This window comes from Pseudonocardia sp. D17, from assembly GCF_036984265.1.
Classification (GTDB): Bacteria; Actinomycetota; Actinomycetes; order Mycobacteriales; family Pseudonocardiaceae; genus Pseudonocardia; species Pseudonocardia benzenivorans.
The window spans coordinates 1-15,004 of sequence record NZ_BPRG01000008.1; the positions used below are offsets into that span (position 1 = coordinate 1).

At 74.7% G+C, this 15,004-nt stretch carries 15 protein-coding genes and 1 pseudogene; 3 read left to right on the plus strand and 13 right to left on the minus strand.

Annotation, left to right across the window (positions count from 1 at the left end):
• The 3 genes and pseudogenes from PSD17_RS00890 to PSD17_RS00900 form a co-directional block, all read right to left on the minus strand.
• Positions 1 to 357, minus strand: a pseudogene (locus PSD17_RS00890) (hypothetical protein); the annotation flags it as partial.
• A 138-nt stretch (positions 358 to 495) separates the two neighbouring features.
• Positions 496 to 1,458: a hypothetical protein gene (locus PSD17_RS00895; RefSeq protein ID WP_339120969.1), complete on the minus strand. Its 963-nt coding sequence runs from the start codon at positions 1,456 to 1,458 to the stop codon at positions 496 to 498.
• 439 nt (positions 1,459 to 1,897) lie between these two features.
• On the minus strand, positions 1,898 to 2,095 hold the full coding sequence (locus tag PSD17_RS00900) for a hypothetical protein (protein WP_013674621.1): 198 nt from the start codon (positions 2,093 to 2,095) through the stop codon (positions 1,898 to 1,900).
• Positions 2,096 to 2,233: 138 nt separating this feature from the next.
• On the opposite strand from PSD17_RS00900, the gene PSD17_RS00905 reads away from it, so the two are divergent.
• Together PSD17_RS00905 and PSD17_RS00910 are read left to right on the plus strand one after the other, a co-directional pair.
• A complete protein-coding gene (locus tag PSD17_RS00905; RefSeq protein WP_103380581.1) occupies positions 2,234 to 3,361 on the plus strand; it encodes a thiolase family protein in 1,128 nt (375 codons plus the stop codon).
• Positions 3,358 to 3,663, plus strand: a complete 306-nt coding sequence (locus tag PSD17_RS00910) for a Zn-ribbon domain-containing OB-fold protein (protein ID WP_103380582.1) — start codon at positions 3,358 to 3,360, stop codon at positions 3,661 to 3,663. Before PSD17_RS00905 ends, PSD17_RS00910 begins: the two co-directional genes overlap by 4 nt.
• Before the next feature lie 39 nt (positions 3,664 to 3,702).
• On the opposite strand, the gene PSD17_RS00915 is transcribed toward PSD17_RS00910, so the two are convergent.
• The 9 genes from PSD17_RS00915 to PSD17_RS00955 all read right to left on the minus strand — a co-directional run bounded on the left by PSD17_RS00915 (position 3,703) and on the right by PSD17_RS00955 (position 12,538).
• The gene (locus tag PSD17_RS00915; RefSeq protein WP_013674624.1) at positions 3,703 to 4,620 is read right to left on the minus strand and encodes a 3-keto-5-aminohexanoate cleavage protein; all 918 of its coding nucleotides are present in this window, start codon (positions 4,618 to 4,620) and stop codon (positions 3,703 to 3,705) included.
• An 11-nt stretch (positions 4,621 to 4,631) separates the two neighbouring features.
• Positions 4,632 to 5,531, minus strand: coding sequence for a cyclase family protein (locus PSD17_RS00920; protein ID WP_339120976.1), 900 nt, complete (start codon positions 5,529 to 5,531; stop codon positions 4,632 to 4,634).
• Positions 5,528 to 7,978 (minus strand): xanthine dehydrogenase family protein molybdopterin-binding subunit, encoded by a 2,451-nt coding sequence (locus PSD17_RS00925; RefSeq protein WP_013674626.1) that lies wholly within the window; start codon positions 7,976 to 7,978, stop codon positions 5,528 to 5,530. Before PSD17_RS00925 ends, PSD17_RS00920 begins: the two co-directional genes overlap by 4 nt.
• Positions 7,975 to 8,499, minus strand: coding sequence for a (2Fe-2S)-binding protein (locus PSD17_RS00930; RefSeq protein WP_013674627.1), 525 nt, complete (start codon positions 8,497 to 8,499; stop codon positions 7,975 to 7,977). The genes PSD17_RS00925 and PSD17_RS00930 overlap by 4 nt, the downstream gene beginning before the upstream one ends.
• On the minus strand, positions 8,492 to 9,388 hold the full coding sequence (locus tag PSD17_RS00935) for an FAD binding domain-containing protein (protein ID WP_103380583.1): 897 nt from the start codon (positions 9,386 to 9,388) through the stop codon (positions 8,492 to 8,494). The genes PSD17_RS00930 and PSD17_RS00935 overlap by 8 nt, the downstream gene beginning before the upstream one ends.
• A gap of 44 nt (positions 9,389 to 9,432) precedes the next feature.
• Entirely contained in the window at positions 9,433 to 10,116 is a 684-nt protein-coding gene (locus PSD17_RS00940; RefSeq protein ID WP_013674629.1) for a GntR family transcriptional regulator, read from the minus strand.
• Between the two features lie 237 nt (positions 10,117 to 10,353).
• Positions 10,354 to 11,019, minus strand: coding sequence for a hypothetical protein (locus PSD17_RS00945; protein ID WP_132975417.1), 666 nt, complete (start codon positions 11,017 to 11,019; stop codon positions 10,354 to 10,356).
• 144 nt (positions 11,020 to 11,163) lie between these two features.
• Positions 11,164 to 12,018, minus strand: coding sequence for an enoyl-CoA hydratase/isomerase family protein (locus PSD17_RS00950; protein ID WP_041761100.1), 855 nt, complete (start codon positions 12,016 to 12,018; stop codon positions 11,164 to 11,166).
• A 238-nt stretch (positions 12,019 to 12,256) separates the two neighbouring features.
• A complete protein-coding gene (locus tag PSD17_RS00955; RefSeq protein ID WP_339120981.1) occupies positions 12,257 to 12,538 on the minus strand; it encodes a hypothetical protein in 282 nt (93 codons plus the stop codon).
• Between the two features lie 207 nt (positions 12,539 to 12,745).
• On the opposite strand from PSD17_RS00955, the gene PSD17_RS00960 reads away from it, so the two are divergent.
• Positions 12,746 to 13,597 carry a sigma-70 family RNA polymerase sigma factor gene (locus PSD17_RS00960; protein WP_339120982.1) on the plus strand — a complete coding sequence of 284 codons (852 nt, stop codon included), beginning with the start codon at positions 12,746 to 12,748 and terminating at the stop codon, positions 13,595 to 13,597.
• A 4-nt stretch (positions 13,598 to 13,601) separates the two neighbouring features.
• Here PSD17_RS00960 and PSD17_RS00965 read toward each other — a convergent pair whose 3' ends face one another.
• Positions 13,602 to 14,957, minus strand: coding sequence for a mycothione reductase (locus PSD17_RS00965; protein WP_339120984.1), 1,356 nt, complete (start codon positions 14,955 to 14,957; stop codon positions 13,602 to 13,604).
• Between the last annotated feature and the right edge of the window lie 47 nt (positions 14,958 to 15,004).

A 15,004-nucleotide genomic window follows, 5' to 3' on the forward strand; every position in this document is an offset into this window, starting at 1 on the left:
GCCCCCGCCGGTGCCGCCTGCGCCCCCGTTGCCGCCGGCGCCTCCCGCCCCGCCGTCGTCGCTGCCGGTGGTGGCGCCGCCGCCGGTGCCGGCCACGCCGCCCCGACCCCCGGCGCCGCCGCCGGTGCCGGCCACGCCGCCCCGACCCCCGGCCCCGCCGTCGGTGCCCAGGACGGCGCCGTCACCACCCGTGCCGCCCTCACCGCCGTTGCCGATGAGGATCCCGCCTGCCCCGCCCGCGCCGGCGCCCGGTGGGGGCGGGTCGGCCGCCCACAGCGGCGGGGTGACGCCGAGGGTCAACGTCGCCGCCGCACCGGCGACCGCCGCCCACCGTCCGTACCGTCGCACATCCGCCACCGCACACCCCCGACCGTCACCGCTGTCGCTTCCACGGGCTGCAACGACGGCCGGATGAGCACGGTGCGACGTTCGCCCCGTTTCGCGCGCGATTTCGCCTGATGGGCTGGCGCCGGCCCGCAGCCGACCGGGACGGGTTCACCGAGCCGGGTCGGCCACCCGGGTCCCGTCGCCGAGCGGCCGCCCGCCGACCGGTTCCGGCGTGCGACCCGGCTCGGCCGCCCGCGGGCGCGGTGACGGCCGGAACGTCGGCGCGGCCGTCACCGGCGCACCGTCCGCGGCAGTCGGCGAGCCGGGCCCGGGGGCGTCACCCGGCGCGTCGTCCGCGCCACTCGGCGAGCCGGTCTCGGGGGCGTCGCCGGGCGTGTCGTCGGCGGCAGCGTCACGCGGCGCGTCGTCCTGCGGAGGTCCCGCCGACACCACGTCCTCCTCCGGGACGGCGGCCGGTGCCGCGCCGCCGCCGTGCCCGGCGGGTGACCGCTCCGCGCGGCGACGGTCGCGCCGGTTCAGCAGCGCCACGCCGGCGGCCACCAGGAGCAGGCCGCCGACGCCCGCGATCGCCAGCCAGGTGACCCGCGGGATGCCGGTCGGGGCGCCGGTGCCCGTCGCGGGCTCGGCCAGGACCAGCGAGAACGGGCCCGAGAGCTGCTCGGTGAGCGGCGTGGCGGCCTGCACCAGCGCCGTGAGGGCGGTCTCGGCCGCGCGCGGGTCGGTCGTCGTCGCCGTCAGGTTGATCTGCGACGTCCCCGCCACCGGCGTCGCGGTCACGGCCAGCGCCGTGGCCGGCACGCCCGCGGCCTGCGCGGCGGGTCCGACCCAGCGCGGCGCCGCCAGGACGGCCGCGGCGACCTTGGGCCCGCGCAGGTCGTAGAGCGACTCCCAGGCCGACGGCACGTCCTCCGGCGCGGTCGTGGCGGCGGGGACGAGCACGACCTGTGCGGTCGCGCGGTACTCCTGGACGACGGGACCCAGCGCCAGTTGGGTACCGACGACCGCGATCGCGGCCACGACGAGCGCGGCCGCGACGGTGGTCAGGCGCCGCGACGGCCGGAGCCGTGGCATCCGCCCGGCGGCCGTGGGCGCAACGGCGGTGTCCTCCATATGTTCGAGGGTAGGAACCGAACGGTCTGGTGTGGGGCGAAGTCGAGCAAGAGGTCGGCAAAAACGCTCGACGGGGTGGCGTTGCAGGTGCGCCTGTCCGGTTCGCGTGGTTCCCGACAGTCCTGCCGGGGGTGACGTCGCGTCCAGGTGCGAGCACGGAGGGCCACGACATCGTCCGAGACGGGCGGCGAAGACGGGCGTTCCGGATGTTCTCGGCAGGTTTGACGAGAGGATGTTTGTGACGGTCCGCATCCGAGGTAACCCGAACGTGTCGGACAGGGCCGCACATCGCAGCAGCGATCGTCGCGCCGGTCCGGCCGCCGTGCCCGCGGAGCTCCCGACCGCGGGCGCGCACCGCGGGTCCGTCCACTGGGGAGTCGGCCGACCGCGCGGCACCGGCGGCGGGTGGCAGGAGTCGGGGACCCTGCCACCCGCCGCGTCAGGTCCGTGTGCGCAACCGGGACCGGGTGTGCCCCCGGGGCCTGCGCAGCGCGCGGCGGGTGTCGACGAGCGCGACCGCGGGCTGGCGACCCGTCACGCGCACCGAGTGCCGGGCCCGCCGTCGGGTGAGCTGGACGAGCACGGACAGCACGAGAGCGACGCCCACCACCAGGAGCGCCACGAGCTGGAACGTCATCGCTGGTCTACCCCGCTCGGTCCGGTGACACGACGCCAGGACGTTCGCCCGTTGTCGTCGCGCCGTTACCACCTGTGGACGTCCGCGGCGTGTCGCTCCCGCACGGTGCGGGCGCCGCCGGTCTGAGAGGGTGCGGAGGTGGCGGCACATCTGTCGGGCGTCGGCCTGACGCCCTTCGGTGTCCGGCCCGGCCGGTCCGCGCTGCAGTGGCAGGCCGAGGGCGCCCGCGCGGCGCTCGACGACGCAGGCCTGCGCCCGCGCGACGTCGACGCCGTGCTCTGCGGATACGCCACGACGCTCGGCCACCTGATGCCCGCCGACCTGCTCGCCGAGCGGCTCGGGGTGCGGCCGGCCATCGCGGCGGGGACCAGCGTCGGCGGTGCGACCGGCCTGGCGATGGTCGCCGCCGCGGTCCGGCTCGTCCGGGCCGGTGACGCGCGGGCCGTACTCGTCGTCGGCGGGGAGGACCGGGCGTCCGGGCGCTCGCGCGACGACGCCACCCGCACTCTCGCCCAGGTCGGGCACGCCGAGCAGGAGGTCCCGCTCGGCGGGACCGTGCCGGCGTACTACGCGCTGCTCGCGTCGTCGTACCTGCACCGCCACGGCCTGGGCCCGGAGGCGCTCGCCCCCATGGCCGTGACGATGCGCCGGCACGCCGGTGCACACCCCGGCGCGCAGTTCCGGGAGCCCCTCACGGTCGACGACGTCCTCACGTCGCGACCGGTCGCCGAGCCGCTGCGGCTGCTCGACTGCTGCCCGGTCTCCGACGGCGGCGCCGCGCTCGTCGTCACCGCGGCGGGTGGGCCGCGCTCGGTGCGGGTGACCGGGGTGGGGGAGGGGCACCGCCACCAGCACCTCACCGAGGCCGACGAGGCGGCCTTCGGCGCGCGCGACGCCGCGGACCGCGCGCTGGCCGACGCGGGCCGCGATCTCGCCGACGTCGACCATCTCGGGGTCTACGACAGCTTCACGATCACGCTCGCGCTGTTGCTGGAGGAGATCGGGATCAGCGCGCCGGGCCGCGCGGGTGCCGACGCCGCCGCCGGCCGGTTCGACCGCACCGGCCCGTTGCCGCTCAACACCCACGGCGGCCTGCTCTCCTACGGGCACTGCGGCGTCGGGGGCGGGCTGGCGCACGTCGTCGAGGCCGTGACCCAGCTGCGCGGCGAGGCGGGCGAGCGCGTCGCCCGGGCGACGACCGCCCTCGTCCACGGCGACGGGGGCGTCATGTCCGCGCACGTCAGTGCCGTGCTGGAGGCACCGTGACGCCCGATCTCCACGCGTGTGCACCCTGCGGGCATCGCTGGTACCTGCGCCGCGAGGCCTGTCCGCGGTGCGGCTCGCAGCGGGTGTCGACGGCCCCGGCGTCCGGCCCCGGGACCGTCGCCGCGGTGACGGTCGTGCACCGCGCCCCGCGCGAGGGCCACCCGCCGACACCGTTCGGGCTCTGCCTCGTCGACCTCGCCGAGGGTGTGCGCGTGATGTGCCGCTGCGAGCCGGGCCTCGCTCCCGGTGCCGAGGTGCGGGTCGCGATCGAGGGCGGCCTGGCCCGGGCCCGGCGCTCGTGAGTGGCGATGGTCGCCCGGGCGACCATCGCCACTCACGGGTCACGCGCCGCGCAGCCCCAGGAACTCGCGGGCCTCGGCCGGGGTGGCGGGTGTGCGGTCGAACAGCCCCGCCAGCTCGACGACCTTGGTGACGAGGTCGGCGTTCGACTTCGCCTGCTCCCCGCGGCGGACCCGCAGGTTGTCCTCCAGCCCGACCCGCAGGTTCCCGCCCATGACCAGCGCCAGGGCCGCGACCTGGTACTGGCCCGGGTAGCCGATCCCGGCCGCCGACCAGGTGAACCCGCCGACGCCGAAGAGCCGCTCCGCGGTGCGCACCATGTGCACGAGCTGGTCGGCCTCGACGGCGTTGGCGCCCAGCACCCCCAGCACGAACTGCAGGTTGAACGGCGCCTCCAGGACGCCGTCGGCCACGAGCCGCCGGATGTTGTAGAGCTGGCCGACGTCGTAGATCTCGATCTCCGGCCGGGTCCGCGCCTCCTTCATCAGCCCGGCCAGGTACTCCATGTCGGAGAACGTGTTGCGGAAGACGTAGTCGCGGGTGCCCTCCAGGTACTCCCGTTCCCAGTCCTGGAAGTCGAGGTCGCGACGCGCCACCGGGTAGAGCCCGAAGTTGAAGCTGCCGGCGTTGAACGTCGCCATCTCGGGCTTCAGGTGCGGGACGACGGCCGCCCGCTCGGTGATCGTCATGCCCCGCCCGCCGCCCGTCGTGGGCTGCAGGACGGCGTCGGTGCGCTCACGCAACCCCTCGACGACGCGGGTGAACAGCTCGACGTCCTGCACGGGCCGCCCGGTCGACTCCTCCCGGACGTGGATGTGCAGGACGGCCGCGCCCGCCTCGGCCGCGGCGACCCCCTCCTCGATGATCTGCGCCACCGTGACCGGGATCGCCGGGCTCTGCGCCGGGACCGTCATCCCGCCGGTGAGCGCACACGTGACGATGACCTTGCCGGAGTCCATTCGTTCCCCTCCTAGACGACCGCGAGCGGGTCGACCATCGAGCCGGTCGCCCCGGCGATCTTCAGTGGCAGCGCGACGAAGAGGAACTCGTACACCCGGGCCGCGGCGAGCTCCTCCAGGTCGAGGCTCTCCATGATGTAGACACCGTTGTCCACCAGGAGGTGGACGTGCACCGGCTGCGGGTTGGCGGGCGAACCGGGATCCGGCGCGGGCTGGACCTCGAAGGTCTCGGTGTCGCTGCCCGCGGCGATCACCCCGCGCTCGGTGAGCATCCGGGCCACCGAGATGTCCGGCCCCGGCGTGAGGTGCTCGGCCATCCGGGCCCGGTCGGGCCACAGCCCCATGTAGCCGGTGCGGAACAGCACGACGTCCCACTGCCCGATCGTCACCCCCTGCGCCGCGCAGATGTCCTCGACCTCCGCGGCGTCGACGGCCGCGCCCGCGGGCAGGCAGTCCACCCCGCGGTGCGCGGCCAGGTCGAGCAGCACACCGCGGGTGAACATCGCCGGCATGCTCGACGCGTCGCCGACGGTGGGGCCGAAGTCGCCCAGGTGCTCGGCGGCGTTCGCCCCGCCGTACCAGCGATGTTCGTCGCCGATGGTGATGTGCGCCAGCGCGTCGACGTGGGCGCCGGAGTGGACGGTCCCGGAGACGACCTCGGTCATGCAGCCCAGGCCGACCTCGTTGGGGTGCGGCGCCCACAGGTTCTCGCCGGCCTGGCGCAGCCCCTGCGGGGTGCGGTAGCTCAGCACCTGGAACTGCGGGTGGCCCGGGAACAACGGCATCCCGGGGAACCGCGTCGCGGCCAGCGAGAACGACCGGCCCGTGCGGACCAGGCCTGCCGCCCGGGCCCGCACCGCGTCGGGGACGTCGGCGGCGGGCCCGGCGGCAGGCGGGCGGGTGGTGGTCACGGACGGCCCTCCCGCGCGTCCGTGACCATGCCGACGACGCGCTCGGGCGTCATCGGCAGCTCGTCCACCCACACCCCGAGCGGCTTGAGCGCGTCGTCGACCGCACTCGCGATCGCGGTCGGCGCGACGAGCCGCCCGCCCTCACCGGCGCCCTTGACGCCGTACTCGGTGAACGGTGACGGCGTCTCCAGGTGCTCGACGACGATCTCGGGCACCTCGTGCATGCTCGGCACCAGGTACTCGCGGAAGGTCGGGGTGTCCAGCGCCCCGTCCTCGCCGTAGCGGTACTCCTCCATCAGCGCCGCGCCGATGCCCTGCACGATCCCGCCGACGATCTGCCCCTCGACGAGCGTCGGGTTCATCACCGTCCCGCAGTCGTTGACCGCGTAGTAGGCGCGCAGCGTCACCACGCCGGTCTCCGGGTCGACCTCCACGATCGGGATGTGGCAGGCGTGGGACACCATCGGGTAGAAGGCGCCCATGTCCTTGCGGTCGGCCGACGGCGGCGTCGAGTAGGGGTGGTCGTAGGTGTGCACCGCGACCAGGCCGCTCGACTCGTCCTCGGGCGTGTCGTGGAAGAACAGGTGCGCGCGCATCCCGATGTCGGCCATCGACATCGACGTGCCCGGCGCACCCTTGGCACGGAAGGTGCCGTCGACGCACTCGACGTCGGCGGGGTCCATCTCCATCGCGTGTGCGGCGATCCGGATCATCTTGTCCCGGATGGTCCGCGCGGCGCCGCGGGTCGCGCCGGACAGCATGATCGTGAGCCGGCTGCCGCCCGGGCCCGCCGACATCGCCCCGGTCGTCGAGTCGGCGTAGGTGACCGACACGTCGGCGGGGTCGATGCCGAACTCCTCGGCGACGACCTGGCTGACGACGGTCTCCGGGCTGTTGCCCCACAACGGGCAGCCGACCTCGACCCGGACCCCGCCCATGGCGTCGACGTCCATCTTGACGCTCTCGGGCGTGCTCGTCGCGGGCAGCGGCGGGTTGTCGTAGAGGAACCACCACTCCGAGGCGTTGTAGCCGGTGCGCTCCTGGCAGGTCGCGAGCCCGATTCCCAGGTACCGGCCCTCGGCGCGCAGCCGCTCCTGCTCGGCGCGCCAGTCGTCGATCCCGGCGAGCTCGAGCGCCTTGTCGAGCACGGCCGCGTAGTTGCCGGAGTCGTAGACGTTGCCCGGCGGGGTCTTGAACGGGAACTGGTCGGGCCGGATGAAGTTGCGCCGCCGGATCTCGGCACGGTCGATGCCCAGCTGCTCGGCCGCCTTGTCGACGAGCCGCTCCAGCACGAAGTTGCCGGGGTCGGCGCCGGCGCCGCGGAAGAAGCCCTGCTGGACCTTGTTGGTGAGCACGCACGACACGTCGTAGCGCAGGCTGCTGATCCGGTAGGGGCCGGTGGGTTGGGCCATCGCGTTGCCGTGCTGGCCGTGCGCGAACTGGAAGTAGGCGCCGTAGTCGTCGATGATCCGCAGGGTCAGCCCGAGCATCTCGCCGTCCTCGGCCAGGGCCAGCTCGGCGTCGTAGATGCGGTCGCAGCCCACGTTGTCGTTGGCGGCGATGTTGTCGACCCGGTCCTCGAGGTACTGCACGGGCCGGCCGGTGGCCTTCGACAGCGCGCCGGCGATCGCGAGCACCTTGGTGATGAAGTGCTTGCTGCCGAAGCTGCCGCCGACGGCGCACGGGATCATCCGCAGCCGGTTCGTCGACACGCCGAGCATCCCGGCGAACGCCCACGGCAGGAAGTTGTGGAAGTTCGAGTTCGAGTACACGGTCATCGACTTGTCGAACGGGTCCCACGACGCGACCGCGCCCGCGGTCTCCATCGGCTGCGCGCCCATCCGGTGCCAGCGCGCCCGGGTGCGCACGACGGTGTGCGCGCGGGCCAGGTCGCCCTCGACGTCGCCGAAGTCGAGAGTGCGGTGGAACGCGACGTTCGAGTCGAGCGTCTCGTGGATCCGCGTCGCGTCCGGGGCCATCGCGGCCTCGGGATCGACGACGGCCGGCAGCACCTCGTACTCGACGCGGATCGCGGCGCACGCGTCCTCGGCGATGTAGCGGTCGGTCGCGGCGACGATCGCGACCGCCTCGCCGGGGTACCGCACCCGCTCGATCGCGACCGCGGTCTGCGGCACCGGTTCGGCGCAGAACGCGGGCATCGGGTTGACCAGCTCGGCGGCCTGCGCACCGGTCAGCACGGCGGCCACACCCGGGATCGCCTCGGCCGCGCTGGTGTCGATGGAGACGATCCGGGCGTGGGCGTGGGGGCTGCGCAGCACCGCGCCGTGGAGCATGCCGGGCAGCGTGACGTCGCCGACGAACGTGGCGCGCCCGGCCAGCAGCTTCGGGTCCTCCTTGCGCGGGACGCTGCGCCCGACCCAGCGGCGCTCGCCCTCGCGGGGGGAGCCGGTGGTGGCGGTCGTCGGACGGTCCTCGACGGTGCTCATACCTGCGCTCCGTTCCGCTCCGCGGCCAGCGCCCGGCCCGCCGCGCACACCGACTTCACGATGTTCTGGTATCCGGTGCAGCGGCACAGGTTGCCGCCCAACGCCTCCCGCACGTCGTCGGGATCCGGTTCGGTGGTGCGTTCGAGCAGCTCACAGGTGCCCATCAGCATCCCCGGGGTGCAGAAGCCGCACTGCAGGCCGTGGTTCTCGTGGAACGCCCGCTGGATCGGGTGCAGGCTGCCGTCGACGCCGCCGAGCGACTCGACGGTCCGCACGGTGGCGCCGTCGAGCTGCGCGGCGAACACCAGACAGGACCGGGTGGCCGTGCCGTCGACGAGGACGGTGCACGAGCCGCACACACCCTGCTCGCAGCCCAGGTGGGTGCCGGTGAGCCCGAGGTCGCCGCGCAGCAGGTCGGCCAGCAGGGTGCGCGGCTCGACCAGCAGGTCGTGCGACGTGCCGTTGACCGTGAGGCGGACGCGGACCTTCTCGGGCGCCGCGGTCGAGGTCGTCTCAGACATCGGTGGCCTCCCCGGCCGCTCGGTGGATGGCGGTGCGCAGCGCGCGGCCGGTGAGCACGCGCGCGAGGTGGCGGCGGAAGTCCGCCGACCCGTGACAGTCGCCGATCGGCGACAGCCCGTCGGCCGCCCGGGCCGCGGCCTCGGCGACGGCGTCCTCGCCCCCGTCGGAACCGGTCAGGGCGTCCTCGGCTGCGCGGGCGCGCACGGGCCGCTCACCCGCCCCGCACAGCGCGATCCGGGTCCCGGCGACGCTCCCGTCGTCGGCCCGCGTCACGGTGGCGGCGACCCCGCACACCGGCAGGTCACCGTGCCGGCGTGCGACCTCGACGAACGCACTCCCGGTCCGGGCCCCGACCGCCGGCACCTCGACGGCGACGACCATCTCGCCGGGGTCGAGGGACGTGCGGAACGGGCCGGTGAAGAAGTCGTCGGCCTCGATCGTCCGCTCACCGGACCGGCTGCGCGCGACGACGCGGCCGTCGAGGGCGAGCAGCGCCGCCGGCAGCTCGGCCGACGGGTCGGCGAACGCGACGCTGCCGACGACGGTGCCGCGGCTGCGCACCGGCGCGTGTGCCACGTGCGCGCCGGCCTCGGCGAGCAGGGGCGCGTGCGTGGCGACGTCGGCGGAGAGCTCGCTGGTGCGCTGGCGCACCGTCGCGCCCAACCGCAGTGTCGCCGGGCCGGAACCGTTGGTGACGGCGAGTGCGTCGAGTCCGGGTACCCGGTTGATGTCGACGACGACCGAGGGACTGGCCAGTCGTGCGTTCATCAACCGGACGAGGCTCTGACCGCCGGCGAGCACGCGCGCGTCGGCGCCGTGCTCGGCGAGCTGGTCGAGCGCCTCGTCGAGGTCGCGCGGTGCCAGGTAGGCGAACGCCGCAGGCTTCACTCCACACCTCCTTGTGCGGGGATTGCTGACCGGTGTGTGACCGGTCAGTCGGGACGGGCTGTGGGACGGTCGGCGCCGCCGGCGGCGAAGGCCAGCGAGCCGAAGTGCTCGATGTGGTGGCGCATCTGCTTGCCCGCGAGGGCGGGATCGCGCTCGCGGAGTGCCTGCAGGATCGGCACGTGCGACTCGACGATCTCGGCGAGCCCCACGCGGGCCCGGTTGTAGGTGACGAGCGCGCGGATCTCGGCGTGCAGCGAGCGCCAGACCTCGAGCAGCAGCGCATTGTCGGCCGTCTCGAAGATGATCTCGTGGAAGCGGGCGTCGTGGACCAGGACGGCGTGCACGTCGTCGGCGCTGCTCGCGGCGCGCATCGCCTCGATCTCGTCGAGGAGCAGCGCGAGGGTCCCGTCGGTGACGACGGGCGCCGCAGCCCGGCCCGCGACCTCCTCCAGCGCGGCCCGGACGGGGTACATCTCGGCGAGCTCGCGCTCGGAGATCATCCGGACCCGGACGCCCCGGTGCGGGAAGCTCTCGACGAACCGCATGGCCTCCAGGTCGCGCAGGGCCTCGCGGACCGGGGCCTGGCTGACCCCGTACTCCTTCATCACGCGGCTCTCGACGATGCGCTCCCCGGGCGCGAACTCCCCGTCCAGGATGCGGGCGAGCAACCGCTCCCGGAGCTGCTCGCGCAGTACCGCGCGGGGCAGACCCCCGGTACCGTCGGCCACCTCGCCCCCAGACTGTGCGCTCCATCACGGCCGTGCTCGATTATCGATAATCGAGGAAGCTGGTCAAGCCGCCGATCGCCGACCGGAGGCTGCGATCACGCGGACGCGGCGCGACAGCCGGAACCGGTCCGCAGATCGGGAGTCAGCTGCGGCGAGCGGCCGCCGCGATCGCGGGGCACAGGGCGCCGCGTGCCGTCGTCGCGGGAGCGGCGCAGACGTGCGCCGCCGAGACCGCGGTCAGGCCGCGGCGCGCGCCTGCGCCTCGCGGCGGCGCATCCGGGTCCACGCGAGACCGCCGCCGACGCCGGCACCCGCGAGCAGCACGATGATGAGGATCTCGTTGCGCGGCTTGGGCGTCGGCACGGCCGTACCGTCGGGGGAGTCGGCGACCTGCACCGCGTAGCCGCCCGCGGTCGTGTTGATCGCGGGGCCGGCCTGCTGGATGATGCTGGCCACCGCGGCCTCCGCGCCCGACGGCGACGGCGCCGACGCGCCGATGTCGATCAACGCGGTGTTGAGCCCGGTCGCGCTCGCGGTGCCGGGCGCGACGTCGACCTCGATGCGGTCCGGAGTGGTGCCGGCGGCCTGCGCCGCGGCGGTGAGCCACTGGGTCTGGCGCAGCACCACGACGGCGACGCTCGTCGCCCGACCGTTGGTGATGTCCTTCCAGGCGTTCGACTGCTGGTCCGCGGTGAGGCCGGGGGCCGGGACCAGCGCGACGGTGGCCGAGGCGGTGTAGAGCGGCCGCGACGAGCCGAGCAGCACCATCGTCGCGACGGCGGCGACCACGGCCGTGGCCAGCGCGGCGATCGCGACGACGATCCGCGAGCGTCGCGAGAGCGGCACCCGTCCCCACCGACCCGCGGCCTGCTCGGCGGTGCGGGCGCCGGTGGGGGCGCTCATCCGCGCCACCCGGGGCGCGCGCACGGACGCGGCGACGGCGACCACCGGCGGGCGGTCGGGAGCGCGACGGACGTCGGTCGGGGCACCCGTCCGAGGGTAGGCCCCCGGCCGGTCGGGCCCGGCGCCACCCTCGGCGGGGCGGCCTCAGACCGTCCGGGGCGCGGGGCCCTCTGGCGTGCGCGGCGGGTGCGGGCGCCGGTTGAACCGCGCGGGCCGCTTCTCGACGAACGCCGCCACCCCCTCGGCCACGTCCGGCCCGGCCTGCAACCCGACCGCGGCCCAGTAGTTGTTGTTCAGGCTCGACGTCAGGTCCACCGACCACGCCGACCGCAGCGACTGCTTCGTCATCTCCAGCGCCCGCCACGACCACTGCGCGATCCGCGCGGCGAGCGCGACGGACTCGTCGATCAGCGCCGCCGGCTCGACGACGCGGTTGACCAGCCCGATCTCGCGCGCCCGTGCGGCGTCGACGACGTCGCCGGTGAGCGCGAGCTCGGCGGCCAGGCCCGGCCCGACCAGCCGGGGCAGGAACCAGGTGCCGCCGTTTCCCGGCGGCAGCCCGAGCTTGATGTAGGTCTCGCCGAACTTGGCGGCCGTCGACGCGATCCGGATGTCGCAGGCCAGCGCCAGGTCGAACCCGCCCGCGGTCGCCCCGCCGTTGACGGCGGCCACCGTCGGCAACCGGGACGCGACGACGCGCTCGATGACGGGGAAGATCACGCGCGCGTTGTACGGCTCTCCGGTGCGGGGCATCTCCTCCGCGAGATGGCGGTGCATCTCCTTGAGGTCGGCGCCCGCGCAGAACTGGCGACCGGCGCCGGTGAGGACGAGCGCGCGCACGTCGAGGTCGGCCTCGGCCGCGTCGAGCGCGGCGACGAGGTCGCGCGCCAGCTCGGGGACGACCCCGTTGGCGCGGTCGGGACGGTTCAGGGTCAGCAGCACGACGCCGTCGGCGACGATCTCGGTGAACAGGGTCTCGTACTCGGTGCGGCCGGTCATCGCCGCAGCGTAGGTCGGCCGGATCGGGGTCACCGCGACGGTCGGTGCCGGCGCGTACTCCCCGGGGCGTATCCCGGTTGTCGACCGGCGGCGGATTCGCCGACCCGGCCCGGCGGGCGACCATCACCGTCATGAACCCGCCGCCCACCACCGTCACCAGCCCTTCTCCTGGGCGCGGCACGGTTCTCGGGGACCTGCGTCGCATCCCTGCCGAGGCCCGGCCGGTGGAGCGGCTCGCCTACGTCGTCGCGGCGATGCTCGTCGTGGGCGGGCTCGTGCACGTCGCGATCCTGCTGACGACCGGCGGGTCCTGGACGGGCCCGACCTCGCTGCGCAAGGCCGCGACGTTCGGCCTGTCGTTCGGGACGACCCTGGCGACGGTCACCTGGGTGACCTCGCTGCTGCGGGTGCGTGCCCGGATGTCGTGGCTGGCGCTGTTCACCGCGGCGTGCGTCGTCGAGACCGTGCTCGTGTCGGTGCAGGCGTGGCGGGGCGTGCCGTCGCACCTGAACTTCGGCACCCCGTTCGACGCCGCCGTTGACGGGCGCGGCACTCGCGGTGCGGGTCGCGGCGGGCGCCGTCGCGCTCACCGGGGTCGTGCGGGGGACCCGGGCCGGCTGACCGCCCACCCCGGCGCATGGCGGGGCGCCCCGGGTGCTTGTACCGTCCGGGGAGCAGGTTCGAGGTGCAGCCAGTCGCCTCCCACCGTCGGCGACGAGGGAGAGCGATGGCCACCGACGAGATCGTCGTTCCCGACCTACCGGTTCCCGGTCCGCCGCCGGACGAACCCCCGCTCGCCGAGGACGCCCCGTACGCGCCGCCCAGCGAGTACGCCCGCCACGCCGAGGCCATGCGCGAGCTCGCCGCGACGCCGCCCTCGGACCCCCGCCGCGACGCCCTGCGCTCCGAGCTGATCCTCGCGTTCCTGCCGATCGTCCGGCACCTCGCGCTGCGGCACTCGGCCGGGTACCCGGGCGGCTACGACGACCTCGTGCAGGTCGGCACCGTCGGGCTGATCAGCGCGATCGACCGCTGGGACCCCGACCGCGCGGGCGCGGACCTGCTCGGCTACCTCGTGCCGTGCGTGCGCGGGGAGATGCTGCGCTACTTCCGCGACCGCACGTGGGCGGTCCGGGTGCCGCGCCGGCTCAAGGACCTCGCCGTCGCCATCAACAAGACGACCGGCCCGCTGTCCCAGCAGCTCGGCCGCGCGCCGCGGCCCAGTGAGCTCGCCGCACATCTCGGCGTGGACGTCAGCGAGGTCGTCGAGGCGCTCACCGCGAAGGCGGGCCACCACAGCGACCCGCTCGAACCCGTCGACCCGGAGACGGGCGAGTCCTCCCACGAGCGGCTCGGTGAGCTCGACGGCGAGCTCGACCACGTCGAGTACCGGCACGCGCTACGCCCCTTGCTGGAGTCGCTGCCCGAACGTGAGCGCACGATCCTGATGCTGCGCTTCTTCCGGGACATGACCCAGACGCAGATCGCCGAGGAGATCGGCATCTCGCAGATGCACGTCTCCCGGCTGCTCGCCCGCAGCCTCACGACGCTGCGCGCCGGGCTGGCGGCCGAGGGCTGAGCAGCTACCGGCGACTCGCCCCCACCGCCTGCTGCACGACCTCCGTCAGCGCCGGATGGATCCAGTACGGGCGCTCGACGAGCGTGCGGGCGTCGATCCCGAGCGTCATCGCGACGACCAGCGGCTGGATCAGCGTCGCCGCCTGCGGGCCCAGGATGTGCGCGCCGAGCAACCGCCCGGTGCCCGGCTCGGCGAGGACCTTGGCGAAGCCCGTCGTGTCCTCCGACGCCCATCCGTAGGCGACGTCGGAGAACCGGGCCAGGCCCACCGTGAACGGCGTCCCGGCCGCCGCGAGCTCCTGTTCCGTCGCGCCGACGGCCGCGATCTGCGGCCGGGTGAAGACCGCGGAGGGGACGACGTCGTGCTCGGCCCGGATCAGATCGCCGGGGTGCAGCAGGTTGTGTCGAACGACCTGCGCCTCCCGGTTCGCGACGTGCTTGAGCGGCGCCGCCGTGCTGACGTCCCCGAGCGCCCAGACCCCGTCCGCGGTGGTGCGCTGGTACTCGTCGACGACGATCCGGCCGTCGTCGTGGACGTCGATCCCCGCGGCCCCGAGGTCGAGCCGGTCGCCGTTGGGTGTCCGGCCGACGGCGACCAGCAGCATGTCGGCCTCGACCGTCGAGCCGTCGTCCAGCGTGAGCACCAGCTCGCCGGGCGCACCCGACAGCCTCGTGAGCTCACGGCCCAGCCGCAGGTCCCTGTCCTTCGACGCCAGCTCGGTGAACTCCCGCGCGACGAGCACGTCCTGCCCCGAGAGCAGGGTGTCGGCCATGTCGATCATCGTGATCGTGCTGCCCGCGGCCGCCAGGACGTGCGCCAGCTCCGCCGCGATGTAGCCGCCGCCGAGGACGGCGAGGTGGCGCGGCGGCGCGTCGATGTGCATGACGGTGTCCGAGGTCTCGTAGGGGAGTCCGGAGTCGGCGACGGGCGGCGGGACCACCGGCCGCGATCCCGCCGCGACCACGATCCGGTCGGCGTGCACGGCGGTGCCGCCGACGTCGAGCGTCCGCGGGCCGGTGAACCGCGCGTGCCCGTCGTACACCGTGATCCACGGCGTGTCCTCGCGGCCGGCGCGCCCGTCGCGGGCGATGGGGTCGAGCCGGCCGAAGACGCGGTCGTGCAGCTCGCGCCAGCGCACCCCGCGCAGCTGCGCCTCGACGTCGAGCCGCCCGGCGTCGCGGACGTCGTCGGCGAGGTCGGCCGCGCGGACCAGCATCTTGCTCGGGATGCAGCCGACGTTGAGGCACGTGCCGCCGAACCGGCGCTCCTCGACGATCGCGACGTCGAGGTCGGAGAACGCCTCGTCGACCACCGCGTTGCCCGACCCGGCGCCGATGACGAGGAGGTCGTGATGCCGCATCCCTCGGAGGCTATGGCCGCTCCTGCGGGCCCACCACCGGAAGGCGA